Here is a 25,206-nt window from a genome sequence, read left to right as displayed (position 1 = left end):
GACCACCGCTTCGGGATGGGCCTGCGCCACTGACGACGCCGAACAGGATCGCGCAATGACGCCCAAGCCATCATCCCCTGCTCCGCTCACCGGCATCCGCGTGATCGAACTTGCCCGCGTGCTGGCAGGTCCCTGGGCAGGCCAGATGCTCGCCGATCTCGGTGCTGACGTGATCAAGGTGGAAAACCCCGAAGGCGGCGACGACACCCGCGCCTGGGGTCCACCCTTCGTCGAAGGCGCCGACGGCGACAACCTCTCGGCCGCCTATTACCATTCGACCAACCGCAACAAGCGCTCGATCGCGCTCGACCTGAAGTCGCCGGAAGGCCAGGAAACGGTCCGCCGTCTCTGCGCCTCTGCCGATGTCGTCATAGAAAACTTCAAGCGCGGCGGCCTCGAAAAATACGGCCTTGATTACGAGAGCCTGAGGGCGATCAACCCGAAGCTCGTCTATTGCTCGATCACCGGCTTTGGCCAGAACGGCCCCTATGCCGATTTCGCCGGTTACGACTACATCGTCCAGGGCATGTCCGGCTTCATGTCGATCACAGGCGAGAAGGACGGCGCGCCGATGAAGGCGGGTGTGGCCATCGCCGATATCTTCACCGGCATCTATGCCGTCACCGCCATCCAGGCTGCCCTCATTCACGTCATGAAGACCGGCCAGGGCCAGTTCGTCGATATGGCCCTGCTCGACGTCATGTCGGCTGTGCTCGCCAACCAGAACATGAACTACCTGATCTCCGGCAAGCCGCCTGTTCGCCTCGGCAATGCCCATCCCAATATCAGTCCCTATGAAGTGGTGCCAACAGCAGACGGCCACCTGATCCTCGCTGTCGGCAATGACGGGCAGTTCAAGCGCCTCTGCAGCATCCTCGGCATCCCCTCTGTTGCCGAGGACGAACGCTTCGCCACCAACAAGGCCCGCGTTGCCAACAAGGTCGAAGTCCGGCGGATCGTCACCACAGAAACCGCGAAGTGGCAGAAGCGCGATCTGCTCTCCGCCTGTGAGGCGAATGCCGTGCCGGCAGGACCGATCAACTCGATCGAGGAAATGTTCGCCGACCCGCAGGTTGAGGCACGTGGCCTGAAGATCGAGCTGACCGACGACAAGGGCACCGTGATCCCGGGCGTGCGCACGCCGATCGTGCTCTCCGAGACCCCCCTGCGCTACGAGCGCCCAAGCCCGCGCATCGGCGAGCATGGCGACGACATTCTGGCCGAACTGGCCGAGCTGGAAAGGAAGACGAAATGAAGAGAACCGGCGGTGAACTGATCGTCGAGGCGCTGAAGGCCAACGGCGTCGAGCGCGTCTCCTGTGTTCCCGGCGAAAGCTATCTGGCCGTGCTCGACGCGCTGAAGGACAGCGGCATCGAGACGCTGGTCTGCCGCCAGGAAGGTGGCGCTGCGATGATGGCCGACACCTGGGGCCGCCTCACCGGCAAACCCGGCATCTGCATGGTCACCCGTGGTCCGGGCGCCACCAACGCCTCCGCCGGCCTGCATGTGGCAAAGCAGGATTCGATCCCGATGATCCTCTTCATCGGCCAGATCGGCCGTGACATGAAGGAGCGCGAAGCCTTCCAGGAAGTCGAGTACCGCCGCGCCTTCACCGAATTTGCCAAATGGGTCGGCGAAATCGATGACGCCCGCCGCATCCCGGAATTCGTCACCCGCGCCTTTGCCGTCGCCACCTCAGGCCGCCCCGGCCCCGTCGTGCTGACGTTGCCCGAGGATATGCTGCTCGACGAGGTCGAAGCCCCGGAAGCCAAGCCCTACACCCCCGTCGAGGCCCATCCCGGCCCAAGCCAGATCGCCGCCCTCGGCGAAATGCTGAAGACCGCCAAGCGCCCGATGGTCGTTCTCGGCGGCACCCGCTGGAGCGAGACCTCGGTCGCCGGCATCCAGGCCTTTGCAGAAAAGTTCAAGCTGCCCGTCGGCTGCTCCTTCCGCCGCCAGATGCTCTTCGATCACCTGCATCCGTCCTATGCCGGCGATGTCGGCATCGGCATCAACCCGGCGCTGGCTAGGGAAGTGAAGGAAGCAGACCTGCTGATCCTGCTCGGCAGCCGTTTCTCCGAAATGCCCTCCTCCTCCTACACGCTGATGGACATCCCCTACCCGGCGCAAAAGCTCGTGCATGTGCATCCAGACCCGTCCGAACTCGGCCGCGTCTACCGCGCTGATCTCGCCATCTGCGCGGCGCCTGAGGAATTCGTCGCAGCGCTCGAAACCCTCAAGGCACCCGCCGCCCCCGCCTGGGCCGAACGCACTGAGACCATGCACGCCGCCTATCTCACCTGGTCGACGCCGCCCAAAGCCGGTCCCGGCGCCGTGCAGATGGGGCCGATCATGGAGTGGATCGAAGCCAACACGCCGAAGGATGCGATTTTCACCAATGGCGCCGGCAACTATGCCACCTGGCTGCATCGCTTCCACCGCTTCCAGGCCTTCAACACCCAGGCCGCCCCGACCTCCGGCTCCATGGGATACGGCCTTCCGGCAGCCGTCGCCGCCAAGCAGCTGTTCCTTGAGCGTGAAGTCATCTGCTTTGCCGGTGACGGCTGCTTCATGATGCATGGCCAGGAATTCGCGACCGCCATCCGCTACAACCTGCCGATCATCACGCTCGTGATCAACAACGGCATGTATGGCACGATCCGCATGCACCAGGAGCGCGAATATCCGGGCCGCGTCAGCGCCACGGACCTGACCAACCCCGATTTTGCGGCACTCGCCAAGGCCTATGGCGGCCACGGCGAAACCGTGGAAAAGACCGAAGACTTCGCCCCCGCCTTCCTGCGCGCCCGCGCCTCCGGCAAGCCGGCGATCATCGAAATCAAGCTCGATCCGGAAGCGATCACGCCGACGCGGACGCTGACTCAGATTCGCAACAAGGCCTGACAGGCCCTTGATCGGAAACGAGAAAAGGCCGGGATCGCTCCCGGCCTTTTCCTGTTCTGGGACGTCTCTCAAAAATCAGAGAGCGGCGGTGACGATGAACTCGACCTTGTAGTCCGGGGTCGCGAGAGCGGCTTGCGACGTCGCGCGGGCCGGCGGGTTGGCCGGATCGATCCAGGCTTCCCAGACGGCGTTCATTTCGCCGAAGGTCGACATGTCGGAGAGGTAGATGATCGTCTGCAGGATCTTCGACTTGTCCGAACCGGCAGCGGCCAGCAGGCGGTCGACTTCGGCAAGTGCCGACTTCGACTGCTCGGTCACGGATGCGCCTTCGCCAACCTGGCCGGCGAGATAGACGGTGTTGCCGTGGACGACGGCGCCGCTCATGCGCTTGCCGGGCTCGATACGCTTGATGCTCATGGGAAAACTCCTGCTTGAGGCTTGGGTAAAACACGCAGAAGCCGGACGCAAAGGTCCGGCCGGCGATGGTGACGAAATCGGATCAGCCGCGCTGGCGAAGCGCGTGTTCGTAGGTCGCGGTCGAGCGCGCACCCGAGCGGCAATAGCCAAGCATGGGACGCTCGAACTCCTCCAGCGCATCGACCATGTCGGCGACGGCATCGGGCGTGACGCCCATGGGGCCAACAGGCACATGCTTGATCTTGAGGCCCAGTTCTTCGGCGCGCTTTGCGATAATGGCAAAATCGGGCTGGCCAAAGTCTTCGCCGTCGGGGCGATGGCAGACGATCGACTTGAAGCCGAGCGCCTTGATCTCGTCGACTTCGTCGACGGTGATCTGGCCGCTGACCGAATATTCCTCGTTGATCTCACGGATGTTCATCGGGGCACCTCGTCCATTTCATTGGGCCAAACATCTACGACGGGCATCCCTGAGCGTCAATCGCGACAGGCTCGCCATTCCGCGTCAGACGAACGAAAAGGCCAGACCGTAATCGCGGCTTTCACCCGGCTGCAAAATGTTGAATTCGCCGGCCGCTTCGAGCTCGGCAAGTCCCACCCAGCGATGCGAAACGGGCTCGATCCCGAGCACATGCGCGGGTGCCTTCTGGTTCCGCCAGACCTGCAGATGCGGCAGCGTATCGGTGCGGAAGCGGACTTTCAGCGTTTTTCCGCCAATGGCCGCGATCGGTCCGAGCCTGAGCTCCGCCCAGCCGCCATGCCCCGCTGGCACACAGAATATGCCACCATCCCCCTCGCCGAAAGCCCACGGAAGTCCGCCGCTATCCAGCATCGCGCCTTCCAGCCGCGTGCCGGCGTCGAAGTGCTTGGCGCCGAGATTCATGTGGTACATCAGGAACGCCGGAAACGCTGTCTTGCCGACATTGACAACGGTATCGGCAAGCTGCACTTCGCCACTCTCACCTTTCAGGCGCCATTGCCGCCGAAGCTCAGCCTTGCCGCCGCCCGCAAGCGCCACGTCAACACTGGCGCGCGCCACGAGATCCTCGCCATCAACGGTGATTTCAAGGGAATGGGCCGGATTGGCCGAGAAGGATCCGTGCAAGGGATAGAACAGATCCGTTCCCGCAATCGGCTCGCGATGGCGGATATGGTCTGGCCCACAGGTGAAGAGAAAGCCTTCCAGCGAATGATCGATGCGCGGATCGCCGTCATCAGGGATCGCCCGACCGGGCGCGAGATCCACCCCATCCACGATGCAGGAGCCGATGTCGAAAACCGACCCTTGATCAAGGGCAAGACGCGGCCCCTTCGGGCCGGAAAATGTGATCATGCAAGCGTTTCCTCGGGCAGACGCTGCGGCGCCCTGAGGTAACCGGTGGAAATCAAATCCTCCAGCCCGCCGAGTCCGCTATCGAGCGAGGAGAGATAGGCGATGTTGACGCTGCGCTCAAGCCACCGCTGGAAGGCGCCCGCCTCCTTCGCCAGTCGCTCGAACCTTTGCTGCCCCTTCTGCGTTAGAGACAGAAGTTCGAAGCGCCGGTCCAGCCGATCCTTCTTCCGAACGAGGTAGTCCTTGTCCTCCAAGACCTTCACCGCGCGGCTGATCTTTGTCTTGGAGAGCCCGGAATGGGACGAGATCGCCTTGGCAGTCGTCGGCGTCCGCTCCCCCAGCGACCAGAGAACCTGCCATTCGGACCAGGACAATTCGTCCTCCGGCCCGCAGAACTGCATGAAGCCATGGTCAACGCTTTCGGCCACCCTGAGCAACCGAAAAGGCAGGAAGGTTTCCATACTCAGTCGATCTTGCATGCGTCCCCCTCAAAACCCGCGCTTTGACCCTGCCTACAACACGATCATCCCGTCCGCCCCCACAGCGGATTAACCTTATCTTCATTATGAATTCACCTTTTCCACATTAGTGTCAAATTTGTCGCGTTTGTCGCGGGCTTAATCGAGGAATCGGATCGTGATCGACTTGAGAAATTCTGGCTTGATACTGGCGGTTTTCGCTGTCGCTTCAGTCGCATCTGTCAGCGCGACATCAGCCCAGTCAGTTTATGACTACGGTCGGTCGCAGACTTTGTTGATATCGCCCGAAGGCGACATCCTCGATTACGTGCCGGAGGCCGGAGAAGTCTTCATCAGCCGCGACCGCATGGGACGTACGGTCCTGATCGACCGGATGGGCAATCTGGTCGCAACCGAGATCCCCGCCGAAAGTTACTATCCGCCGCGCCAGCGTGGCGGCGACCGCAGCCTTCCGGGCGTCTATGACCCCTATGCGGAGCCGGAACCTGCACCGCGCGGCTGGGATGACGATGTCACCACCGCTTCGATCCCGGACGCGGCGCCCAGAGACAGCATCCCGCTCGACAACATGCCTCAGGACATGCCCTATGGCGGACCGGATCTTCCGGCTCCTGCCGAGACGGCTCCAGCCCGTACGGTGACGCCCGACATACCGGTCAAGAGCGATCTCTCTCGCCTCGAAATCACCGCCCTCCAGGTTTTCCTCGATCGCGAGGGCATTTCGCCCGGCGTCATCGATGGCAAGATGGGCCAGAACGTCAACAAGGCGATCGTCGCCTGGGAACAGATGACGGGCGAGACGCTCGACCCCAACAATGCGGACGACATTCTGGAGCGCCTGCGCCTGTCGGGTGGCCTCGCCATCAAGAACTACACGATCACGGCCGGCGATGCCGCCGGGCCCTTCGTTGCATCGATCCCCGACGACTATGCCCACAAGGCACAACTGCCGGCCATGTCCTACACCTCGACGGCAGAGATGCTCGCCGAACGTTTCCACATGGACGAAGCCTATCTGAGGGAACTCAATCCCGGCGTCGATTTCTCGATCCCCGGCACGACGATCAAGGTGGTCGAGCCAGGCCCGACGAAAAAGGCCAATGTGGCACGCATCGTCGCCAACAAGGGCTTAAAGCAGGTCTTCGCCTATGGCGAGGATGGCAGCCTGATCGCCGCCTATCCCGCCAGCATCGGCTCGGCGGATACGCCCTCGCCCACCGGCACGGTGACGATCGATCGCATCGCCCTCAATCCGGGTTACACCTACAACCCGAAGATCAACTTCCAGCAGGGCAACAACACGCAAGTCCTGCAGATCCCGCCAGGTCCGAACGGCCCGGTCGGAACGGTCTGGCTGGCGCTGTCCAAGCCGACCTACGGCATCCACGGCACGCCCGAACCATCCAAGATCGGCCGCACCCAAAGCCATGGCTGCATCCGCCTGACCAACTGGGATGCGACGGAGCTTGCCAAGATGGTGAAGCCCGGCGTGACGGTGGAATTTGTCGAGTAATAGACCGGCCACGTTCGGCATGCGATGACAACCTAAAAAACGAAGAGACCGCCGGCAAACCCGGCGGTCTCTTCGTTCGCAACGTGGAAGTTTGCGGCTCAGGCTGCCGAACGGACCAGCCGGAACAGGCGGCGCGGCTCGCCGGAGCGGATGATTTTCACCGGCAGCAGGCGCATGACTTCCGAGGCAAAAGCCTTGGCGTTTTCCTGGGCTTTGTCGAGATTGCTGATCTTCGCTGCATCCATGGAATACAGCGTGCCACCACAGTCGAAGATCTCGCGATAGGCGCTTCGCTCGGCAATCGGGGTATTGATGACATTCACGCCTCGGGCAGCCAGCAGCCCCTTGATCGTCAGAAGCGCACGCGTCGTCACCATCGAGGTGACACGGGTCAGAACCACCGAATGCGGAATGACCAGATTGCCGGCATCTTCCATCAGCTTGATCAGATCGAGGATCTGAGCGCCACCCTTGGCGTCCATGGCGCAACCCTGCACCGGGATCATCACGTGATCCGACAGGCCGATGGCCGTCGTGACCATCGCGTCACGCGCGCCGGCCAGATCCATGATGATGTAGTCGTTCGTGCGCGACAGCTCGCGGATATGCCCCTGCACGGAAGCAACCGTCACTTCGGAGATAACTTCGATATTGCGCTGCGGGCCGGAAATCTCGTGCCATTGGGTGATCCAGCGCTGCGGATCGGCGTCCAGAATGGCGACTCGGTAGCCCTGATGTGCCAGTTCGGTGGCAAGAAGAAGGGCTGCGGTGGTCTTGCCGGCGCCGCCCTTGGCATTGGCGAAAGAAATGACTGGCATGCTTGATCCTTGAGAGGTCCGGTCCGAGCGGCTCATCGCTCTGGGGCAACCTGCATCATCGGCGCCACGTGTCTGCATGATGGCCCAAACATGGTTAACAAAATGGAAACAACAGCCCCAGCGCCCTCCCCCTTAATGGGGAGAAGCGGCGGAAAAACATAGCATATTCGAAGATTGGCATGAGCCGGAAAGATCGCCGCGATCAACGTCGCAAAGGTGCGATGCATCTCAATGTCGAAGACTCGAACATCTGGCGACCGCACAAAAAAAGGCCCCGGCATCAGGTGCCAGGGCCATCAGATCATGTCTGAAAACGCTCAGAAGCAGTCGGCGAACAACTGCTTGGTGTTTTCCAGCGTCATCTTGACCGGATTGCCACCGGCGCTCGGATCTTCGATCGCCATGGCCGAGAGCTCGTCGATCCGGTCATTGGCAATGCCCATGGCGGTCAAATTGGCCGGCACGTTGAGTTCAGCACGCAGGGCCAGCACGTAATCGTAGAAGCCGTCAAAGCCGCCTGATATCCCGAGATAGGCAGCCGCGCGTTCGATCTTCTCGTCGATGACATGACGGTTGAACTTCAGAACCGGCGGCATCACCACAGCATTCGTCATGCCGTGATGGGTGTTGTAGACGGCACCGATCGGATGCGACAGCGCATGGATCGCGCCGAGCCCCTTCTGGAAGGCAACAGCACCCATGGCAGCCGCCGACATCATGTTGGTGCGGGCTTCGAGGTCAGTGCCGTCCTTGTAGGCACGCGGCAGGAATTCCTTCACCAGCCGCATGCCTTCGAGCGCAATGCCCTGGCTCATCGGATGATAGAAGGGCGAGGAATAGGCTTCCAGGCAATGCGCAAATGCGTCCATGCCCGTGCCCGCCGTAATCATCTTCGGCATGCCGACGGTCAGTTCCGGATCGCAGATAACGACGCCGGGCAGGAACTTCGGATGGAAGATGATCTTCTTCACATGCGTGACGGAATTGGTGATGACCGAAGCGCGACCGACTTCCGAGCCGGTGCCCGCCGTGGTCGGCACGGCAACGATCGGCGCGATGCCGTCGGAATTGGCGCGGGTCCACCAGTCACCGATATCCTCGAAGTCCCAGACCGGACGGGTCTGGCCGGCCATGAAGGCCACGCACTTGCCGAGGTCGAGGCCAGAACCGCCACCGAAGGCGACGACGCCGTCATGACCGCCATCCTTGTAGGCCTTGATGCCGGCTTCGAGGTTCTTCTCATTCGGGTTCGGATCGACATCGGCAAACAGCGCGCGACCGAGGCCGGCTTCTTCCAGCACGTCGAGCGCCGTCTGGGTGATCGCCATCGGAGCAAGGCCCCGGTCGGTGATCAGCAGCGGCTTCTTCATGCCGAGCGACTTGCAGGCGTCCGCCAGTTCCTTGATGCGGCCACGTCCCATCTTGACGGCGGTGGGGTAGCTCCAGTTGGCGACGATGTTCATTTCGTGACTTTCTTCAGGTGGTAGGATTTCGGACGGGTGAGGTTCTGGAAGCCGAGAACGGAGAGCGAGCCGCCCTTGCCGGTTTCCTTGACGCCGGTCCAGCAGAGCGCCGGGTCGAGATAGTCTGCCCGGTTCATGAAGACGGTGCCGGTCTCGATGTCACGGCCGATGCGGGCGGCGCGTTCGGGATCCTGCGTCCAGAGCGAGGCAGTCAGACCATAGGGGCTGTCGTTCATCAGTTCGAGGGCCTCAGCGTCGCTCTTGACCTTCATGATGCCGACGGCGGGGCCGAAGGTTTCTTCCTTCATGAAGGTCATTGAGTGATCCACGTTCACGAGGATCTGCGGCATGATATAGGCGCCGCCGTCATCGGCAGGGAAGAGCTTCGGATCGACCAGCGCCTTGGCGCCCTTGGAGACCGCATCGGCGATCTGCTCGCGCACCACCTTGGCGAAGCGTTTGTTGGCCATCGGCCCGAGCGACGTTTCCGGATCGAGCGGATTGCCGAGCTTGTAGTTCGACACCCAGGCAACCGACTTCTCGACGAAGGCGTCGTAGAGGCTCTCATGCACATAGATGCGCTCGATGCCGCAGCAGCACTGGCCGGAATTGTAGGTGGCACCATCCATCAGCGTATCGACGGCAGCGTCGAGGTCGGCGTCTTCCATGACGTAACCGGGGTCCTTGCCGCCGAGCTCTAGGCCGAGACCGGCAAAGGTACCGGCAGCGGCCCGTTCGATCGAACGCCCGCCTTCGACCGAACCGGTGAAGTTGATGAAGTTGAAGTTGCCAGCGGCGATCAGCGCGGACGTCGTGGCGTGGTCGAGGAAGAGGTTGATGAAGACATCATCGGGAACACCCGCTTCGACAAAGGCACGCACCATGCGCTCGCCAACCAGCAGCGTCTGGGTCGCATGCTTGATGACCACGGTATTGCCGGCCATCAGCGCCGGCGCGATCGTGTTGATCGCGGTCATGTAAGGATAATTCCACGGCGCGATGACGAAGACGACGCCATGCGGCTCGCGCTCGATGCGGCGCTCGAAGCTTGCACTGTTTTCAACGACCAGCGGCGCAAGTGCATCGGCAGCAATCGCCGCGACATAGTTGGAGCGCTCGTTGAAGCCCTTGTACTCGCCGCCATAGCGCACCGGACGGCCCATCATATGGGCCAGTTCCGGCACCACTTCGTTGGACATCTCGTTGAGACGGGCCACGCCCTTCAGCACGAGCTGGATGCGGTCTTCGAGCGGCCGGCGCGCCCAGGCCTTCTGCGCCTTGCGCGCGCGAGCCACGGCCTCGGTCGCCGCTTCCAGCGACATCGCCGGTCGCTCGGCATAAACCGATCCATCGATCGGCGAAATGCATTGGATCATCGTCATTCTCACTTGCTCCTTCGGCCTAGCAGGCCAGTACTTTCACATGACCCGCCGCGCCATAGGTCAGAATGGCGCGGTCGCGGGTCACGATCGTCAAATCATAGGACCGCGCGGTCGCAATCAGGATCCGGTCAGCCGGATCGCCATGCAGCGGTTCGGGCAGGAAGGAGGACTGCAACAGCAAATCCGTTGTCACTCCCAGAATCCCTGCTCCAAATTTTGAAACGGCAGAGTCGAACCACAGCTTTGGCTCCCTCGCCGTCATCAAGCGACTTTTGCTCACCAGCATGCCGATCTCCCACGCCGAGAAGACCGATACCCAGATGCCGCGACTCACAGGCTCGACTGTGCGCAACGCGGCTTGAGCATCAATCGCAATTGATTGATCTTCAGCTAGATAGATCAAGGCGCAGGTATCAAGCAAAAACCGCCTAGTCGTCATAGACCTTCGCCCATTCCGGGTCAGCTGGCTCAGTCAGATCGACACCGGGCGCAATCGTAATCGTGCCCCTCATGCAACCGCGAACGCGATCGTAGAAATTCGTTGCCTCCAGATTGAGTCCCTCCAGTGGGTCCGCATCCCACGGAGCAGCGGACTGCGTTTTCGTCTTTGCAAGGTCCACCGGAGGGGGATTGAGCACATACCCCTCCTGTCCCTCTTCGGCGAAGCCTGCCACCTCCCCGCGCCGCCTCGCAGCGACCACCGCAAGCGGCACGGCGAGATAGGCGGCTATCCCATCCTGCTCCTCGGCGCTCATCTTTCGCTCGCCCCGCAGCATCCGTGAGACCGCACTCGGGTCAAGACCAAGCTCCCGCGCCATGGCGCGGAGCGAACGTCCATCTTTTTCAAGCTGCTGATAGAACCAGGCACTGTCGATCATGAGGCACCTCCAGGCTGTTGCGATTTTACCAGCCCGTGGTTCTCACCGCAACAACCTCAAGCCCGCTCAAAACCGCGCGCCACCTCCCAGTCGGTGATCCGACGGTCATATTCCTCCTGTTCCCATTCGGCAGCACGGACATAGTGGTCGACCACATCATCGCCAAATGCAGCCCTGAGCATGGCCGAATCCTTCAACGTTTCCGTCGCTGCTCTCAGCGTGCGCGGGATCTCGCGAACACCCTGCGCGCCATAGGCATCACCGGTGAAGGCCGGCTCGAGTTCCATCTTCTTCTCGATGCCGTCGATGCCAGCCGCCAGCAGCGCTGCCATGGCGAGATAGGGGTTGAGATCGGAGCCACCGACGCGGCACTCCACGCGGATGCCCTTGGTGCCATCGCCGCAGAGGCGGTAGCCGGCGGTGCGGTTGTCCTTCGACCAGATCGCCTTGGTCGGCGCAAACGTGCCCGCCATGAAGCGCTTGTAGGAATTGATATAGGGCGCCAGGAAATAGGTGATCTCGGAAGCGTGGCTGAGCAGCCCGGCCATGTAGTGCTTCATGGTGTCCGACATGCCGTACTGGCCCTTCTCGTCAAAGAAGAGCGGCGTCTTGCCATCGGCGGACCAAAGCGACTGGTGGATATGCGAGGACGAACCGGCAGCATTGTAATGCCACTTGGCAAGGAAGGTGATGGCCTTGCCCTTCGACCAGGCGATTTCCTTGCAGCCGTTCTTGATGATGACGTGCCGGTCGGCCATGGACAGAGCGTCGGCATAACGGACGTTGATCTCTTCCTGGCCGGCAGAGGCCTCGCCCTTGGAGTTTTCAACCGGGATGCCGGCGCCCTGGAGGCCCTTGCGGATCGCCCGCATCACATCCTCTTCCTTGGTCGTCTGGAAGATGTGGTAGTCCTCGTTATAGCCTGAAACCAGCTTGAGGTCGCGGTAACCCGAAAGCCGCGCCTCGTCATAGGTCTGGTCAAAGAGGAAGAATTCGAGTTCCGTCGCCATGAAGGCCTTCATGCCCATGGCTTCAAGCCGGGCGACCTGCTTCTTCAGGATCGCGCGCGGCGAATGCGGCACTTCCGCATGGGTCGCATGGTCGAGCATGTCGCAGAGCACCAGCGCTGTGCCTTCAAGCCAGGGGATGCGACGCAGCGTCGAAAGATCCGGCTTCATCGTGTAGTCGCCGTAACCCTTCTCCCAGCTCGTCGCCTTGTAGCCGGAGACGGTTTCCATCTCCATATCGGTCGCGAGCAGATAGTTGCAGCTATGGGTTTCCTTGTAGGCGCTCTCGACAAAATACTCCGCCTGGAAGCGCTTGCCCATCAAACGGCCCTGCATGTCCACCTGACACGCCAATACCGTGTCGATGCGCCCCTCAGTGACGTCCTTTTTCAGATCTTCGAATGTGTAAGTGGTCATCTCGGTGTTCCCAGGGCAGTGATTGGCTCATGCCGTCTTGTTTGTGAAGGTGACCCGGCCAGAAGCCGGGCCACCGCTTCCGTTGATCAGCCGTAACGGTAAGGCTTGCCGGCCTTTTCCATGTCGGCATTGTACTTTTTCAGGATCTCGACGACCTTGCCGGTGCGCGGAGTCTGCTTGGCGACCTCTTCCCAGAAGACATGCGCCGCATCCTCGACGGTCTTCCATTCGGCATCCGGGATGCTGGTGAGTTCGAGACGGCCACCTTCGGCGCGAAGGCGGGCTTCACCGCCCCAGTACCAGTGCAGGCGCTTGTAATGGGAACTATCCATGCACATCTGCCAGAGCGTCTGCAGATGCGGCGGAACCTCGTTCCAGCGATCGGCATTGGCAAAGAACGAACCGCACCAGCCGCCCGACACGTTGTTGGTCAGGAAGTACTTGGTGACATCCACCCAACCGGACGTGAAGACCTCGGTGATACCAGACCAGGCGATCGCGTCGATTTCACCGGTCTGCATGGCAACCGGCACGTCTTCGAAGGGAATGGTGACCGGCACGACGCCGAACTGCGACAGGAACTGGCCCGCCGTCGGGAAGGTGAAGACGCGCAGACCCTTCAGATCGTCGAGCTTGGTGATCGGCTTGTTGGTGGCGAAGTTGCACGGGTCCCAGGCGCCGGCGGACAGCCACTTCACGCCGACTTCCGTATAGGCTTCATCCCAGATCTGGGCGAGACCGTATTCGTAAAACAGCGTCGGCACATCGAGGCTGTAGCGCGAGGCAAACGGGAAGTAGCCGCCGAAGACCTTGATATCGACAGGCGAGTTCATCGAGTCGTCGTCGGACTGGACGGCGTCGATGGTGCCCGCCTGCATGGCGCGGAAGAGTTCGCCGGTCGGCACCAGCTGGTCGGCGGTAAAGAGCTGGATCTCCATCTCTCCGTTGGCCGCCTTGTTGAAGGCATCGACCGCCGGTCGAATGACGAATTCGGCAAGTGCCGCACCGGCATAGGTCTGCAGGCGCCAGGTGATCTTGGCGTTCTGGGCCTTGACATAAGGGGCTGCCAGAACGGCGGGTGTCGCCATGGCGGCCGTCTTCAGGAATGAACGTCTGCTGTTGGTCATTTCGTTTCCCTCTGTTCTTCGTTTCTTTTGAAGCCCGCAGAACCTCGGATCCGGCGGGTAGTCCTGGTGCCGGGCCCGTTTGCCGGGCCTCTTGTCATTCGAACGCTAACCTCGGAGATAGATCTGGCTTGGTAGCCAGGTGGCGATCTGCGGAAAGATCATAATGATCACCATGCCCAGCATCATGATCAGCACGAAGGGGATGACCGACCGATAGATGTCGATCAACCGGAAGTCGGGCGGCGCCATCGCCTTCATCAGGAAGAGATTGTAGCCGAAGGGCGGCGTCATATAGGCGATCTGGCAGGTGATCGTGTAGAGCACGCCGTACCAGATCAACGCATTGTCGATCCCGAGATCGAGCTTCCCGACCAGCGGGATGTAAAGCGGTGCAACGATGACCAGCATGGCGGTGTCATCAAGGAACGCACCCATCACCAGGAACGACAACTGCATCATGATCAGGATCTGCCAGGGTGTCAGACCGATATCGTTGACGAGCAGCTTCTCGATTGCCCTGACCGCACCGAGCCCGTCGAAAACGGCGCCGAAGCAGAGGGCCGCCAAGATGATCCACATGAACATGCAGGAGATGCCGAGCGTCTGCTCCAGCACACGGTTCCACACCGCCTTGGTCAGGCGCCCCTTGTACCAGGCGGCGAAGAGAGCGCCGAGCGCACCCACAGCCGAGCTTTCGACAAGGCTTGTGACGCCCATCAGGAACAAGCCCATCATCAGGAAGAAGATGAGGAAAGGCAGGATGCCCGCCTGCAGCAGTTTCAATTTCTCGCGCATCGGCATGTCGCGCTCTTCCTTGGGAAGGGCGGGACCGAGCGCGGGGTTGAGGCGGCAACGAACGTAGATGTAAATGCAGAACAGCGTCGCGAGCAGCAGCCCAGGGAAGACACCCGCAAGCCACAACTGGCTCACCGGCTGACGCGCGATCATGCCATAGAGCACCAGGACGACACTCGGCGGGATAAGGATGCCGAGCGAGCTGCCGGCCTGGATCACGCCGGAAACCATGATCTTGTCATAGCCGCGGCGCAGCAGTTCGGGCAGCGCAATCGAAGCGCCGATCGCCATGCCCGCGACCGAAAGCCCGTTCATCGCAGAGATCACGACCATCAAGCCGATCGTACCGATCGCCAGACCACCCGGCATGCCACCAAACCAGACATGGAAGGCTTTGTAGAGGTCTTCGGCAATGCCGGATTCCGACAGCATGTAACCCATGTAGATGAAGAGCGGCAGCGTCAGCAGCGGATACCACTTCATCAGCTTCATGCCGGCAGAAAAGCCCATCTCGAAGCCGCCATTGCCCCAGAGCACGGCGGCGGCGACAACACCGACGAAACCGATCGTCGCAAACACGCGCTGACCTGTCAGCATCGACATCATCATCGATGAGAACATCAGGAGCGCGATCATTTCATAGCTCAAGTAATCGCTCATGCGATCGGCCTCCCCATCGCAAGCGCAAGGTCCTTGATGAAAATCGAGGTCGCCTGCAGGAAGGTCAGAAAGATGCCGACCACCATGATGATCTTGATCGGCGCCATATAGGGCGACCAGGACGAGTAGCTGGTCTCATTGTATTGAAGCGCATAGGTCGTGCTGGAGACACCACCCCAGAGCAGGAAGAACAGGTAGACGAAGAGCATCATAATCGTGATCACGTCCACGACCGCCTTCGTCTTGGGCGACCAGCGCCCATAGAGCAGATCCATGCGCACGTGACTGTCGAGCTGCAGCGAATAGGCGCCACCCAGGAGATAGTAGCCGGCCATTACGAACTGCGCCATTTCCAGCGTCCAGTTGGCCGGCAGCAAAAGCCCTTTTGAAAATGACGAATAAAGCAGGATGCCCATCATGACGAAAACGCCGTACATGACGATGCGCCCGACACGGCGATTGAAAGCGTCCACGACGCGCACATAGGTTTGAAGAGCCTGCGGCATCAATCCACCGCCAGCCCGAACCGCCTGAGCGGTCCTCGTCTCATGATCTCATCTGCCGGCATCCGTTCCCTCTTTGATGTATGGTTTGCCCAGCGTTTCAAATAGTTATGCGACCCTTTGCAGCCCCGCCGAAATCAAGTCCGCGAGATAGGTGGAGATTGCCGCCACGCCTGCCCCGTCGCGAACCAGATCGTTGCGAACCTCAATCATGACGTTCGCATACCCCTTCGGCAGCGCGTGCAGGCGCAGAGTATGGGTCACCCCGTCCTCGGGGCCGTAGGGAGAATTGCGCTCAACCCTGTAGGGGCCACCGTCCGCAGCCTGCAGCATCGCATCGGCAAGCCTGCTATCCGTGTCGTGCAGGATGCCGATCTCGACCTCGCGAGCCTTGCCGAAATAGACCGGCGTAAATGTGTGTATGGTCACGATGACCGGCTTGCGCCCCTCGCCCAGGATCCGCTCGATCTCGGTGTTGATCCGATCGTGGAAGGGAATGTAAAGCGCTGCCGTCCGCGCATAGCGCTCCGCAGGAGTGAGGTTCAGATTGCCTGGGATCTCGTAGATTTCGCTTTTCTCCGGCATCGCTGCTGGCGATTCTGGCGGACGATTGCAGTCATAGATCAGGCGAGAGAAACGCTGGTGGACGAGAAGGCCATCAAGCGCCGCAGCAAGGCGACGCGCAACATCAAGTGCGCCCGGATCCCAGGCAATATGGCTCGACAATGCGTCTGATGATAAGCCGAGATCACCGGCAGAAGGCGGCAGTAGCGAAGAGGCATGCTCGCAGACAAGAACCACGCCGCTTGCCGCCGTCGCATTTTCCAATGCAACGACGTCGCCATCGGACGCTGTCAGGATCCCCGACCTCAAGAGCATGCTGATTGTTCCCCCGGGCTCACTGTCCCACATTATTTTCGAAGAGAATTCTTCACGGTTAAGCGTCTGTCAATCCGCCTCTGAAAATTTCTCTTCACATCCCGGTTGACTCAATTGTGACAGCGAGGCTTAATCCTGCAAAAGCCGGCGACAGACTGGCTTGAGGGGAGTCAATCGGTCCTTGATGAATGCGTCGACCACGGTGTCGGACGTGATCCATGCCCATTTCGATGGGTTGACGCGTGCCGAACGGCAGCTGGCCGAAAGCCTGCTGAACAACTACCCCGTCTCCGGGCTGGGCAGCATTACGACCGTTGCCGAAAACGCTGGTGTCTCGACCCCGACCGTTGCCCGTATGGTGCAGAAGCTCGGCTATAAGGGCTATCCGGAGTTCCAGGCGCATCTCCACCAGGAACTCGAAGCGACGATCTCCAACCCGATCGCCAAACACGACCGCTGGGCCGCCAATGCGCCCAACCGGCATATCCTCAATCGCTTTGCCGAAGCGGTGATGGCCAACCTCCGATCATCGCTTGGCGAGCTGCGCACGGCGACCTTCGACGATGCCGCCCGCCTGATCGGCGATCGCAACCGAAGCCTCTATTTCGTCGGCGGGCGCATCACCGGCGCTCTGGCGGAGTATTTTTTCACGCATATGCAGGTCATCCGACCGCGCACGACGTTGATGTCCTCGAATGCCAGTTCCTGGCCGCAGCATGTGCTCAACATGCAGGCCGGTGATGTTCTGGTAATCTTCGACATCCGCCGATACGAGGCGGATCTCACCACGCTTGCCGAAGTCGCCAGAACCAATGGCGTCGAGATTATTGTCTTTACAGATCAGTGGATGTCGCCCGTGGCACAGCATGCGCGACATTGTTTCAAGCTTCATATCGAGGCACCGTCGGCCTGGGATAGTTCCGTGGTCACGCTATTCGTTGTGGAGGCACTGATCGAAGCCGTGCAGAGCTCGTCCTGGGACGAGACGCGCGAGCGTATCAATACCCTTGAGGGACTTTTCGAACAGGCACGCCTTTTCAGAAAACCTCGGTAAGGAGCAACCCGACGAAATGGAGGAACTATTGTTTGGATGACGCGACACCCGTCGGCAAAGAAGAACCGGCAGCAAAGTCATCCGTCACATAACCATAACAGAGCGCACCTAAGTGAACCGCATCGCTGCCAAACCTCAGAGGAGAACCACAGTGACCAAGACCATCCGCAAATTCCTGTCGCTCACGACCGCCCTGGTCATGACGAGCTCGGCTGTCGCTTACGCCGAGCCGAGCGCCGAGCTGATCGAAGCTGCCAAGAAGGAAGGCATGCTGACCACCATCGCCCTGCCCCACGACTGGTGCGGCTACGGCGAAGTCATCGCCGCCTTCAAGAAGAAGTATCCGGAAATCACCGTCAACGAACTGAACCCGGATGCCGGCTCGGCTGACGAAGTTGAAGCCATCAAGGCGAACAAGGACAACAAGGGCCCGCAGGCTCCTGACGTCGTCGACGTCGGCCTCGCTTTCGGTCCGCAGATGAAGGCCGAAGGCCTGCTGCAGCCTTACAAGGTCTCCACCTGGGACGAAATCCCTGAGAACATCAAGGATGCTGAAGGCTACTGGTACGGCGACTACTACGGCGTCATGTCCTTCCTGGTGAACAAGGACCTGGTTGCCAACACGCCGAAGGACTGGGCTGACCTCTTGAAGCCGGAATATGCCGGTCAAGTTGCTCTCGCCGGCGACCCGCGCGCCTCCAACCAGGCCATTCTTGGCGTTCTCGCCGCCGGCATGGCAACGGGTGCAGCCGCTGGCAAGGACGCTGGCGAAGCCGGTCTGAAGTTCTTCGCCGAGCTGAACAAGGCCGGCAACTTCGTTCCGGTCATCGGCAAGTCCGGCACGCTCGCCCAGGGCGCAACCCCGATCGTCATCATGTGGGACTACAACGCGCTTGCAGCCCGTGACACGCTTGCCGGCAACCCGCCGGTCGAAGTCGTCGTTCCGGATAAGGGCGTTCTCGCTGGCGTCTACGTTCAGGGTATCTCGGCCTATGCACCGCATCCGAATGCGGCCAAGCTGTGGATGGAACACCTGTATTCGGACGAAGGTCAGCTCGGCTGGCTGAAGGGCTACTGCCACCCGGCCCGCTTCAACGCCATGGTCAAGGCTGGCAAGGTCCCGCAGGACCTGCTCGACGCACTGCCGCCGGCTGCGTCCTATGAGAAGGCCTACTTCCCGACGCTCGAAGAAGTAGACGCCAACAAGGCCGCCGTTACCGCCGGCTGGGATAGCGTCGTCGGCGCCAACGTTCAGTAAGGTAAGTTCTTGATGTGCCGCCCCGATCTTCTCTAAGGTCGGGGCGGCGCTCGCATTTTAAGACGATCCGTGAAACTGCGGACAGAGGGGCAGATCGAATGTCGACAGAGGCGGTGAGTCCGGGCCATCAGGCGCGGCCACGAACGAAACTTCCACTTCACTGGCTCGGGGTCGTGCCCTTTGCAGCCTTCGTGATTCTCTTCTTGATCATGCCGACCATGAAGATCGTCATCGGCGCCTTCCAGCGCCCCGACGGCTCCTTCACGCTGGACAATATTGCCAACCTCTTCACGCCTTCGATCATGGCGGCCTACTGGATCTCGATCAAGATCAGCCTCGCCTCGGCCATTCTGGGCTGCCTGATCGGCTTCAGTGTCGCCGCAGCCGTGGTGCTCGGTGGCTTGCCGCAGTGGATACGTGGCCCGCTGCTCACTTTCTCCGGCGTCGCCTCCAACTTTGCCGGCGTGCCGCTGGCCTTCGCCTTTCTGGCGACCCTCGGCCCGGTCGGCATGCTCACCGTTTTCCTGAAAACACAGCTCGGCATCGATCTGCGCCTGATGGGCTTCAATCTCCTGTCCTTCTGGGGCCTGACGGTCACTTATCTCTTCTTCCAGATCCCGCTGATGGTCCTGATCATCACGCCGGCACTCGACGGCCTGAAGCGCGAATGGCGCGAGGCCGCCTCGATCCTCGGCGCGACCAATGCGCAATACTGGCGCCTCGTCGCCTTCCCGATCCTTCTGCCCTCAATTCTCGGGACGATGGCACTTCTCTTCGCAAATGCGTTCGGCGCCGTCGCAACCGCGATTGCACTGACCGGCTCGTCGCTGAATATCGTTCCGATCCTGCTCTTCGCCCAGATCCGCGGTGACGTGCTGGGTGATCCCCATCTCGGCTACGCGCTCGCCTTCGGCATGATCGTCGTGACCGGTGTCGCCAATGCTCTCTATATCTGGCTGCGCGCCCGCAGCGAAAGGTGGCTGAAATGAAGCGTTTATGGGCCTGGGGGGCCCTGATCTTCGGCCTCCTCTATTTCTTCCTGCCGCTGATCGGCATGACCAACTTCTCGCTTAAAATGCGGCGTGGAGAATACTCCTTTGATGCCTATGGCAAGGTGCTCGCCGACCCGCGCTTCCAGGAGACCTTCACATATTCCGTCACCATGGCACTCGTGACCATCCTCTTCGGTGTGTTCCTCGTGGTGCCCACCGCCTATTGGGTTCGTCTGAAGCTGCCGCGGCTGCGGCCCTATATCGAGTTCGTCACGCTGCTGCCGCTGGTCATTCCGGCCATCGTCATCGTCTTCGGCTATATCCGGCTCTACAACACCTCCAGCTGGCTGCCGCTGACGGGCTCGGCCTTCGGCACCGACATCCTGCTGATGTTCGGCTATGCGACGCTCGCTCTGCCTTACATGTATCGCGCCGTCGATACGGGTCTTCGCACCATCGACATCGGCACGCTGACGGAAGCCGCCCAGAGCCTCGGCGCCGGCTGGTTCACCATCATCTCGAAGATCATCCTGCCGAATGTGCTGGTCGCCGTGCTCTCGGGCGCCTTCCTGACCTTTGCCATCGTCATCGGCGAATTCACCATGGCGGCCCTTCTCAACAAGCCGGCCTTCGGACCCTTCATGCAGCTACTCGGTGCCAACCGCGCCTATGAACCCGCAGCGCTTGCGGTCATTGCCTTCGGCATCACCTGGGGCTGCCTCGGGCTGATCCAGCTTGTCTCCCGCCTTCAAAAAACAGCCCCGCGCCAGGCTTGAGGATTTCTTTTCATGACCTTCCTGACACTCTCTCATCTCAAGAAATCCTTCGGCGCCACGCAGGTCGTGCACGACTTCAACATGGCGATCGAAAAGGGCGAGTTCATCTCGTTTCTCGGGCCATCGGGCTGCGGCAAGACGACCGTTCTGCGCATGATCGCCGGCTTCGAGACGCCGTCCGGCGGCACGATAGAAATCGCCGGCAAGGACCAGACCAATCTGAAGCCGAACCAGCGCAATATCGGCATGGTCTTCCAGGCCTATGCGCTGTTTCCCAACATGAACGTCTTCGACAACGTCGCCTTCGGCCTGAAGATCTCAGGCATGCCCAAGGCCGACATCGACAAGCGCGTCAAGGAAATGCTCGCCCTGATCCATCTCGATCATCTCGCCGAGCGCTACCCTTATCAGCTCTCGGGCGGTCAGCAGCAGCGCGTCGCACTCGCCCGTGCGCTGGCGCCCAAGCCGCAGGTGCTATTGCTCGACGAACCACTCTCGGCGCTGGACGCCAAGATCCGCGTGTCGCTGCGTGAGGAAATCCGCCAGATCCAGCAACAGCTCGGCATCACCACTGTCTTCGTCACCCATGACCAGGAAGAGGCGCTGTCGATCTCCGACCGCATCGTCGTCATGAACGCCGGCAAGGCCGACCAGATCGGCACGCCCTTCGAGATCTACAACCGCCCCACCACCCGCTTCGTCGCCTCCTTCGTCGGCACGCTGAACGTGATCGATGCCATCGTGACCGATCAGGGCGCCGGCATCGTGCAGGTCGGCGACAAGACGCTGGTGATCAAGGAGACGATCCCCGCTGCAAACGGTCAGACGATCCAGCTCGCCATGCGCCCGGAGGCAGGTAGCCTTGCAGGTTCGGATGAGGCGACGGTGCAGGGCAAAGTCACGTCAAGCCAGTTCCTCGGCTCGGTGATCCGCACCCGGATCGATGTCGGTGGCAAGACACTGTCCTTCGACACCTTCAACGATCCGGGCACCCGGCCGCCTGTTGTCGGCGACACCGTCGGCGTCAAGATCGACCCCTCGGCCTTGATCGTGCTGGCCAGCTGAGGCACAGCACACCGAACGGCAATGATATCGAGATGCCGTCCCTCGGGGCGGCATTTTTCTTCAGGAGGAGGACCCCATGCGCGCCATGTATTACGAACAGTTCGGAGCGGCACCGGAAATCCGCACCCTGCCCGACCCGACACCGACGAATGGCGGAGTGGTCATCACCGTCAAGGCAACCGGCCTATGCCGGAGCGACTGGCATGGCTGGATGGGCCACGATCCCGACATCAAGCTGCCCCACGTGCCCGGCCACGAACTGGCCGGCACGATCGCCGCCGTCGGCCGCGATGTCAGGCGCTTCAAGGTCGGCGATCGCGTGACCGTCCCCTTCGTCTCCGGCTGCGGCCACTGCATGGAATGCCGCTCCGGCAACCAGCAGGTCTGCGAGGAACAGTTCCAGCCCGGCTTCACCCATTGGGGTTCCTTCGCCGAATATGTCGCGATCGACTATGCCGACCAGAACCTGGTGCATCTACCGGAAGAGATCAGCTACGAAACTGCAGCCAGCCTCGGCTGTCGCTTTGCCACCTCCTTCCGCGCCGTCGTCGACCAGGGCCGGCTGCAGGGCGGCGAATGGCTGGCAGTCCACGGTTGCGGTGGTGTCGGCCTCTCGGCGATCATGATCGGTGCCGCGCTCGGTGCCAATGTCGTGGCCATCGATATCGCCGAGGACAAGCTGGCACTCGCCCAAGCCCTTGGCGCATCCGTCACCATCGACAGCCGTTCGGTCGCCGATGTCTCCGAAGCTGTGCGCGAGGTAACGGGCGGCGGCGCCCATGTTTCCGTCGATGCGCTTGGTCATCCCCAAACCTGCTGCAACTCGATCCTCAACTTGCGCCGTCGCGGCCGCCATGTGCAGGTCGGCCTGATGTTGGCGGATCACGCGACCCCCGCCATCCCCATGGCCCGCGTCATCGCGCATGAACTCGAAATCTATGGCAGCCACGGCATGCAGTCCTGGCGCTACGACGCCATGCTGCGCATGATCCTCTCCGGCAAGCTCTCGCCCGACCGACTGATTGGCCGCCGCATCACGTTGACCGAAGCCGCCCCGGCGCTCGCCACCATGGACAGTTTCCGTGAAAACGGCATCGGCATCATCGATAGGATGATCTGATGGCACCTGCCGAAACAACCGATCTCCTCCATATGGTGTGATAGCGTTAACTCGTTTGTGCTGAAATTTGGCTGCACGAAACCGGAAACGGATCGAGAGCAGCCATGGTCAAGCAGAAGACATTGCCAGAGACTGACGCCAAGGGCTTCATGAACGAATTCATGCGGCTCAAACGCGGCTCCGTCACACGCCGGCATTTCCTCGCCGTCACCGGGCTTGGACTGGCGGCTTTGGTCGTTGGCGGAGCCCGCCGCACCAGCGTCGCAACATCGGAAGGTTCGCCGCTCGGCAAGAAGGTCTCGCTCGCCACCTGGCCGAACTATCACGATCCCAAGACCTTCGAGGACTTCACCGCCCGCTACGGTGTCGAGGTGGACATCTCGATTATCGGTTCCAACGAAGGCACCTTGCAGGCGCTGGAACGCGGCCGTGTCTGGGACATCATCGTACCCACGCAATATGCGATCGCGCCCTATGTCCGGCGCGACATGCTCATGCCGCTTGATCTGAGGCATATCCCGAACTTCAGTCTCGCCGCCCATGCCGACCGATTTCTCAAACCCGGCGTGCGGGCAGGCGCCATCTTTGCCGTACCGAAGAACGCCGGCACCACGGGCATCGCCTATAACAGCCGCGAACTCGACCCGGTCGAAAGCTGGCGCGATTTTTTCTATGTCGCGATGACCACCGCCTCGGGCAGAACCATCGTGCAAGACTATCAACTGACTGCGATCGGCGGTGCGCTGGTGGCTCTCGGCCACAGTTTCAACTCGCTGGAACCGGAGGAGCTGCGGCGCGCCGAAGACCTCTTGATGCAGGTCAAACCCCACCTGCTGGCTATCGACAGCGATTATCAGCCTGCCATGCGCACCGGCGAAGCCTGGATGACCATGTGCTGGAGCAATGACGCCTCACAGATGCATGGCGATGTGCCTGACATCGCCTATGCCATTGCCTCGGATGGGGGCGAAATCTGGACGGACTATTACGCCATCCCCGCCAGAGCCCACAACAAACGTGGCGCCCATGCCCTGATCAACCACCTGCTTGATCCCGAGATCGCCGCGCGCGAGCACGTCGTTCACAGGGGCACGGCTACCGACAGCCGGGTCCGGGCGCTTCTGCCGGCTGAAATTCTTGCAGACGACATCATCTATCCCGATGAGGCCAAGCTCACTCCCCTCGAATTCGGATTGGCAGTCGTGATGACGGACCCGACCCGGGCCGAGATCATGAGCCGCTTTCGCGCCGCTCGCGGCTGACGCAGACGTTCCCACATGCTAGGCACAGGGCAGACCGGACACATCCGGCCAACGGCCAATGCACGGGATACCAATGCCGCAAATCTCGATCATCGACACCATTTCCGACCCCGGCAAGCCGGACCGCCCGAACGAGGATCGCCTCAGCTATAATCGCGACGCGGCCTTCGTCATCGACGGGGCGACGGGCCTTGGCGATCGGCAGTTCATGGAGGGCTACGGCTCCGACGCCGCCTGGATCGCGGAATTCGCCGCCATCCGATTTGCCGAACGGTTGGACTTTACCGCCGACCCGAAGACGGTCCTGCGACAGGTCTCGCATGAGGCCCGCGACACCTTCATCGCCACAGCCGGCGACCAGCCGCGCTACGCCTGGCCGCTCTGCAGTCTGACGGGCCTACAGGCGACGCCGACCGGCTTCCGCTGGTTCGGTCTCGGCGACAGCTGCCTGTATCTCCTGCATGACGACGGGCGCGCCGACTTCGTCATCCCGATCCCCGGCGCCTATGAATGGGAACAGCATCAGGCCGCCAAGCACATTGCCCGCCTCGGCGGCATCGGTTCGGCCAACATCGCAACCAGTGATCCGGAAACCCTGGCGAACCTGCGTGAAGGACGCGCGCGACAGAACACGCCCGGCGGCACCACATGGACCTTCGGCGTGGTGCCCGAAGCTGCCGATCACCTCGCCATGGTCGATGTGCCCATCTATGGCGGGGGCGCAACCGCCATCCTTTGCTCCGACGGGCTGGCCGACCTCGTTGCCCTCTACAAGCTCTACGACGCGGCAACGTTGATCCAGCGGGCGGCAACTGCCGGGCTGAAGTCACTGGTCATGGAGCTTCGCCACATGGAGCGGACGGTTGATCCGGACGGGTTGAACTATCCGCGTTACAAGCAGAGCGACGACACGACAGCGATCCTGCTGCGGCTGGAGGCATAAAGGCAATTAGGAATCTGCCTCAATACCTTATCGCCGAATTTGGAATCGATTTGTCAGCGCGTTCGCGCAGTGGATGAGGCAAGTATTTGGCGCTCGGCGCCGGTCGCTACCCTAGCGGCAGCCCCCTCATCCGCCTCCTGAGCCCGCCGAAGGGCGGCACC

General features: G+C 61.3%; 25 protein-coding genes. 11 read left to right on the top strand and 14 right to left on the bottom strand.

Annotated elements, in window-relative coordinates; translation table 11 throughout:
- Positions 1-55 precede the first annotated feature (55 nt).
- Both caiB and AC1PUL_RS05490 read left to right on the top strand, forming a co-directional pair.
- Positions 56-1,255, top strand: coding sequence for a succinate--glutarate CoA-transferase (gene caiB, locus AC1PUL_RS05495; RefSeq protein WP_480467066.1), 1,200 nt, complete (start codon positions 56-58; stop codon positions 1,253-1,255).
- Positions 1,252-2,904 carry a thiamine pyrophosphate-binding protein gene (locus AC1PUL_RS05490; protein ID WP_480467065.1) on the top strand — a complete coding sequence of 551 codons (1,653 nt, stop codon included), beginning with the start codon at positions 1,252-1,254 and terminating at the stop codon, positions 2,902-2,904. Before caiB ends, AC1PUL_RS05490 begins: the two co-directional genes overlap by 4 nt.
- A 75-nt stretch (positions 2,905-2,979) precedes the next feature.
- Here the strand turns inward: AC1PUL_RS05490 and AC1PUL_RS05485 are convergent, their stop codons facing one another.
- The 4 genes from AC1PUL_RS05485 to AC1PUL_RS05470 form a co-directional block, all read right to left on the bottom strand.
- Positions 2,980-3,321 (bottom strand): RidA family protein, encoded by a 342-nt coding sequence (locus tag AC1PUL_RS05485; protein ID WP_480467063.1) that lies wholly within the window; start codon positions 3,319-3,321, stop codon positions 2,980-2,982.
- Positions 3,322-3,403: 82 nt separating this feature from the next.
- Positions 3,404-3,742: a protein tyrosine phosphatase family protein gene (locus AC1PUL_RS05480; protein ID WP_480467061.1), complete on the bottom strand. Its 339-nt coding sequence runs from the start codon at positions 3,740-3,742 to the stop codon at positions 3,404-3,406.
- 84 nt (positions 3,743-3,826) lie between these two features.
- A complete protein-coding gene (locus AC1PUL_RS05475; protein ID WP_480467060.1) occupies positions 3,827-4,654 on the bottom strand; it encodes a DUF4432 family protein in 828 nt (275 codons plus the stop codon).
- Positions 4,651-5,133, bottom strand: coding sequence for a MarR family transcriptional regulator (locus tag AC1PUL_RS05470; RefSeq protein ID WP_298461555.1), 483 nt, complete (start codon positions 5,131-5,133; stop codon positions 4,651-4,653). Before AC1PUL_RS05470 ends, AC1PUL_RS05475 begins: the two co-directional genes overlap by 4 nt.
- 157 nt (positions 5,134-5,290) lie before the next feature.
- On the opposite strand from AC1PUL_RS05470, the gene AC1PUL_RS05465 reads away from it, so the two are divergent.
- The gene (locus AC1PUL_RS05465) at positions 5,291-6,646 is read left to right on the top strand and encodes a L,D-transpeptidase (RefSeq protein ID WP_480467058.1); all 1,356 of its coding nucleotides are present in this window, start codon (positions 5,291-5,293) and stop codon (positions 6,644-6,646) included.
- A gap of 98 nt (positions 6,647-6,744) precedes the next feature.
- On the opposite strand, the gene AC1PUL_RS05460 is transcribed toward AC1PUL_RS05465, so the two are convergent.
- From AC1PUL_RS05460 to AC1PUL_RS05415, 10 genes are all read right to left on the bottom strand, one after another.
- On the bottom strand, positions 6,745-7,464 hold the full coding sequence (locus AC1PUL_RS05460; RefSeq protein ID WP_480467056.1) for an AAA family ATPase: 720 nt from the start codon (positions 7,462-7,464) through the stop codon (positions 6,745-6,747).
- A 317-nt stretch (positions 7,465-7,781) separates the two neighbouring features.
- A complete protein-coding gene (locus AC1PUL_RS05455; RefSeq protein WP_480467053.1) occupies positions 7,782-8,927 on the bottom strand; it encodes an iron-containing alcohol dehydrogenase in 1,146 nt (381 codons plus the stop codon).
- Positions 8,924-10,309 (bottom strand): aldehyde dehydrogenase family protein, encoded by a 1,386-nt coding sequence (locus AC1PUL_RS05450; protein WP_480467052.1) that lies wholly within the window; start codon positions 10,307-10,309, stop codon positions 8,924-8,926. The genes AC1PUL_RS05455 and AC1PUL_RS05450 overlap by 4 nt, the downstream gene beginning before the upstream one ends.
- 19 nt (positions 10,310-10,328) lie before the next feature.
- Positions 10,329-10,748, bottom strand: a complete 420-nt coding sequence (locus tag AC1PUL_RS05445) for a type II toxin-antitoxin system VapC family toxin (RefSeq protein WP_480467050.1) — start codon at positions 10,746-10,748, stop codon at positions 10,329-10,331.
- The gene (locus tag AC1PUL_RS05440; protein ID WP_298461536.1) at positions 10,738-11,187 is read right to left on the bottom strand and encodes a helix-turn-helix domain-containing protein; all 450 of its coding nucleotides are present in this window, start codon (positions 11,185-11,187) and stop codon (positions 10,738-10,740) included. Before AC1PUL_RS05440 ends, AC1PUL_RS05445 begins: the two co-directional genes overlap by 11 nt.
- Positions 11,188-11,243: 56 nt before the next feature.
- Positions 11,244-12,611, bottom strand: coding sequence for a glutamine synthetase family protein (locus AC1PUL_RS05435; protein WP_480467047.1), 1,368 nt, complete (start codon positions 12,609-12,611; stop codon positions 11,244-11,246).
- 86 nt (positions 12,612-12,697) lie between these two features.
- Positions 12,698-13,738, bottom strand: a complete 1,041-nt coding sequence (locus AC1PUL_RS05430) for a TRAP transporter substrate-binding protein (protein WP_480467046.1) — start codon at positions 13,736-13,738, stop codon at positions 12,698-12,700.
- A 105-nt stretch (positions 13,739-13,843) separates the two neighbouring features.
- Positions 13,844-15,181 (bottom strand): TRAP transporter large permease, encoded by a 1,338-nt coding sequence (locus tag AC1PUL_RS05425; protein WP_480468497.1) that lies wholly within the window; start codon positions 15,179-15,181, stop codon positions 13,844-13,846.
- Positions 15,182-15,189: 8 nt separating this feature from the next.
- Positions 15,190-15,699 (bottom strand): TRAP transporter small permease subunit, encoded by a 510-nt coding sequence (locus tag AC1PUL_RS05420; protein WP_480467044.1) that lies wholly within the window; start codon positions 15,697-15,699, stop codon positions 15,190-15,192.
- Positions 15,700-15,804: 105 nt separating this feature from the next.
- Positions 15,805-16,575, bottom strand: coding sequence for an N-formylglutamate amidohydrolase (locus tag AC1PUL_RS05415; RefSeq protein ID WP_480467042.1), 771 nt, complete (start codon positions 16,573-16,575; stop codon positions 15,805-15,807).
- 184 nt (positions 16,576-16,759) lie between these two features.
- On the opposite strand from AC1PUL_RS05415, the gene AC1PUL_RS05410 reads away from it, so the two are divergent.
- From AC1PUL_RS05410 to AC1PUL_RS05375, 8 genes are all read left to right on the top strand, one after another.
- Positions 16,760-17,629 carry a MurR/RpiR family transcriptional regulator gene (locus tag AC1PUL_RS05410; RefSeq protein ID WP_480467040.1) on the top strand — a complete coding sequence of 290 codons (870 nt, stop codon included), beginning with the start codon at positions 16,760-16,762 and terminating at the stop codon, positions 17,627-17,629.
- Positions 17,630-17,828: 199 nt separating this feature from the next.
- Positions 17,829-18,887, top strand: a complete 1,059-nt coding sequence (locus AC1PUL_RS05405) for an ABC transporter substrate-binding protein (protein ID WP_480468495.1) — start codon at positions 17,829-17,831, stop codon at positions 18,885-18,887.
- A gap of 98 nt (positions 18,888-18,985) precedes the next feature.
- Positions 18,986-19,876 (top strand): ABC transporter permease, encoded by an 891-nt coding sequence (locus AC1PUL_RS05400; RefSeq protein ID WP_480467038.1) that lies wholly within the window; start codon positions 18,986-18,988, stop codon positions 19,874-19,876.
- On the top strand, positions 19,873-20,655 hold the full coding sequence (locus AC1PUL_RS05395; RefSeq protein WP_480467036.1) for an ABC transporter permease: 783 nt from the start codon (positions 19,873-19,875) through the stop codon (positions 20,653-20,655). Before AC1PUL_RS05400 ends, AC1PUL_RS05395 begins: the two co-directional genes overlap by 4 nt.
- A gap of 12 nt (positions 20,656-20,667) precedes the next feature.
- Entirely contained in the window at positions 20,668-21,720 is a 1,053-nt protein-coding gene (locus AC1PUL_RS05390; RefSeq protein ID WP_480467035.1) for an ABC transporter ATP-binding protein, read from the top strand.
- Positions 21,721-21,796: 76 nt separating this feature from the next.
- A complete protein-coding gene (locus AC1PUL_RS05385; protein ID WP_480467033.1) occupies positions 21,797-22,840 on the top strand; it encodes a zinc-dependent alcohol dehydrogenase family protein in 1,044 nt (347 codons plus the stop codon).
- Between the two features lie 104 nt (positions 22,841-22,944).
- Positions 22,945-24,102, top strand: coding sequence for an ABC transporter substrate-binding protein (locus tag AC1PUL_RS05380; protein ID WP_480467031.1), 1,158 nt, complete (start codon positions 22,945-22,947; stop codon positions 24,100-24,102).
- A 73-nt stretch (positions 24,103-24,175) separates the two neighbouring features.
- Positions 24,176-25,045: a PP2C family serine/threonine-protein phosphatase gene (locus tag AC1PUL_RS05375; protein ID WP_480467030.1), complete on the top strand. Its 870-nt coding sequence runs from the start codon at positions 24,176-24,178 to the stop codon at positions 25,043-25,045.
- Positions 25,046-25,206: the final 161 nt, after the last annotated feature.

This window comes from Rhizobium sp. P43 (assembly GCF_056730705.1).
The sequence above is the reverse complement of the archived record's forward strand: the minus strand, read 5'-3'. Positions and strand labels throughout refer to the sequence as shown.

Excerpts from the sequence above, each read along its gene's own strand:
- caiB (WP_480467066.1), top strand. The coding sequence starts at position 56 with ATGACGCCCAAGCCATCATCCCCTGCTCCGCTCACCGGCATCCGCGTG.
- AC1PUL_RS05490 (WP_480467065.1), top strand. The coding sequence starts at position 1,252 with ATGAAGAGAACCGGCGGTGAACTGATCGTCGAGGCGCTGAAGGCCAAC.
- AC1PUL_RS05485 (WP_480467063.1), bottom strand. The coding sequence starts at position 3,321 with ATGAGCATCAAGCGTATCGAGCCCGGCAAGCGCATGAGCGGCGCCGTC.
- AC1PUL_RS05480 (WP_480467061.1), bottom strand. The coding sequence starts at position 3,742 with ATGAACATCCGTGAGATCAACGAGGAATATTCGGTCAGCGGCCAGATC.
- AC1PUL_RS05475 (WP_480467060.1), bottom strand. The coding sequence starts at position 4,654 with ATGATCACATTTTCCGGCCCGAAGGGGCCGCGTCTTGCCCTTGATCAA.
- AC1PUL_RS05470 (WP_298461555.1), bottom strand. The coding sequence starts at position 5,133 with ATGCAAGATCGACTGAGTATGGAAACCTTCCTGCCTTTTCGGTTGCTC.
- AC1PUL_RS05460 (WP_480467056.1), bottom strand. The coding sequence starts at position 7,464 with ATGCCAGTCATTTCTTTCGCCAATGCCAAGGGCGGCGCCGGCAAGACC.
- AC1PUL_RS05455 (WP_480467053.1), bottom strand. The coding sequence starts at position 8,927 with ATGAACATCGTCGCCAACTGGAGCTACCCCACCGCCGTCAAGATGGGA.
- AC1PUL_RS05450 (WP_480467052.1), bottom strand. The coding sequence starts at position 10,309 with ATGACGATGATCCAATGCATTTCGCCGATCGATGGATCGGTTTATGCC.
- AC1PUL_RS05445 (WP_480467050.1), bottom strand. The coding sequence starts at position 10,748 with ATGACGACTAGGCGGTTTTTGCTTGATACCTGCGCCTTGATCTATCTA.
- AC1PUL_RS05440 (WP_298461536.1), bottom strand. The coding sequence starts at position 11,187 with ATGATCGACAGTGCCTGGTTCTATCAGCAGCTTGAAAAAGATGGACGT.
- AC1PUL_RS05435 (WP_480467047.1), bottom strand. The coding sequence starts at position 12,611 with ATGACCACTTACACATTCGAAGATCTGAAAAAGGACGTCACTGAGGGG.
- AC1PUL_RS05430 (WP_480467046.1), bottom strand. The coding sequence starts at position 13,738 with ATGACCAACAGCAGACGTTCATTCCTGAAGACGGCCGCCATGGCGACA.
- AC1PUL_RS05420 (WP_480467044.1), bottom strand. The coding sequence starts at position 15,699 with ATGCCGCAGGCTCTTCAAACCTATGTGCGCGTCGTGGACGCTTTCAAT.
- AC1PUL_RS05415 (WP_480467042.1), bottom strand. The coding sequence starts at position 16,575 with ATGCTCTTGAGGTCGGGGATCCTGACAGCGTCCGATGGCGACGTCGTT.
- AC1PUL_RS05410 (WP_480467040.1), top strand. The coding sequence starts at position 16,760 with ATGAATGCGTCGACCACGGTGTCGGACGTGATCCATGCCCATTTCGAT.
- AC1PUL_RS05405 (WP_480468495.1), top strand. The coding sequence starts at position 17,829 with ATGACGAGCTCGGCTGTCGCTTACGCCGAGCCGAGCGCCGAGCTGATC.
- AC1PUL_RS05400 (WP_480467038.1), top strand. The coding sequence starts at position 18,986 with ATGTCGACAGAGGCGGTGAGTCCGGGCCATCAGGCGCGGCCACGAACG.
- AC1PUL_RS05395 (WP_480467036.1), top strand. The coding sequence starts at position 19,873 with ATGAAGCGTTTATGGGCCTGGGGGGCCCTGATCTTCGGCCTCCTCTAT.
- AC1PUL_RS05390 (WP_480467035.1), top strand. The coding sequence starts at position 20,668 with ATGACCTTCCTGACACTCTCTCATCTCAAGAAATCCTTCGGCGCCACG.
- AC1PUL_RS05385 (WP_480467033.1), top strand. The coding sequence starts at position 21,797 with ATGCGCGCCATGTATTACGAACAGTTCGGAGCGGCACCGGAAATCCGC.
- AC1PUL_RS05380 (WP_480467031.1), top strand. The coding sequence starts at position 22,945 with ATGGTCAAGCAGAAGACATTGCCAGAGACTGACGCCAAGGGCTTCATG.
- AC1PUL_RS05375 (WP_480467030.1), top strand. The coding sequence starts at position 24,176 with ATGCCGCAAATCTCGATCATCGACACCATTTCCGACCCCGGCAAGCCG.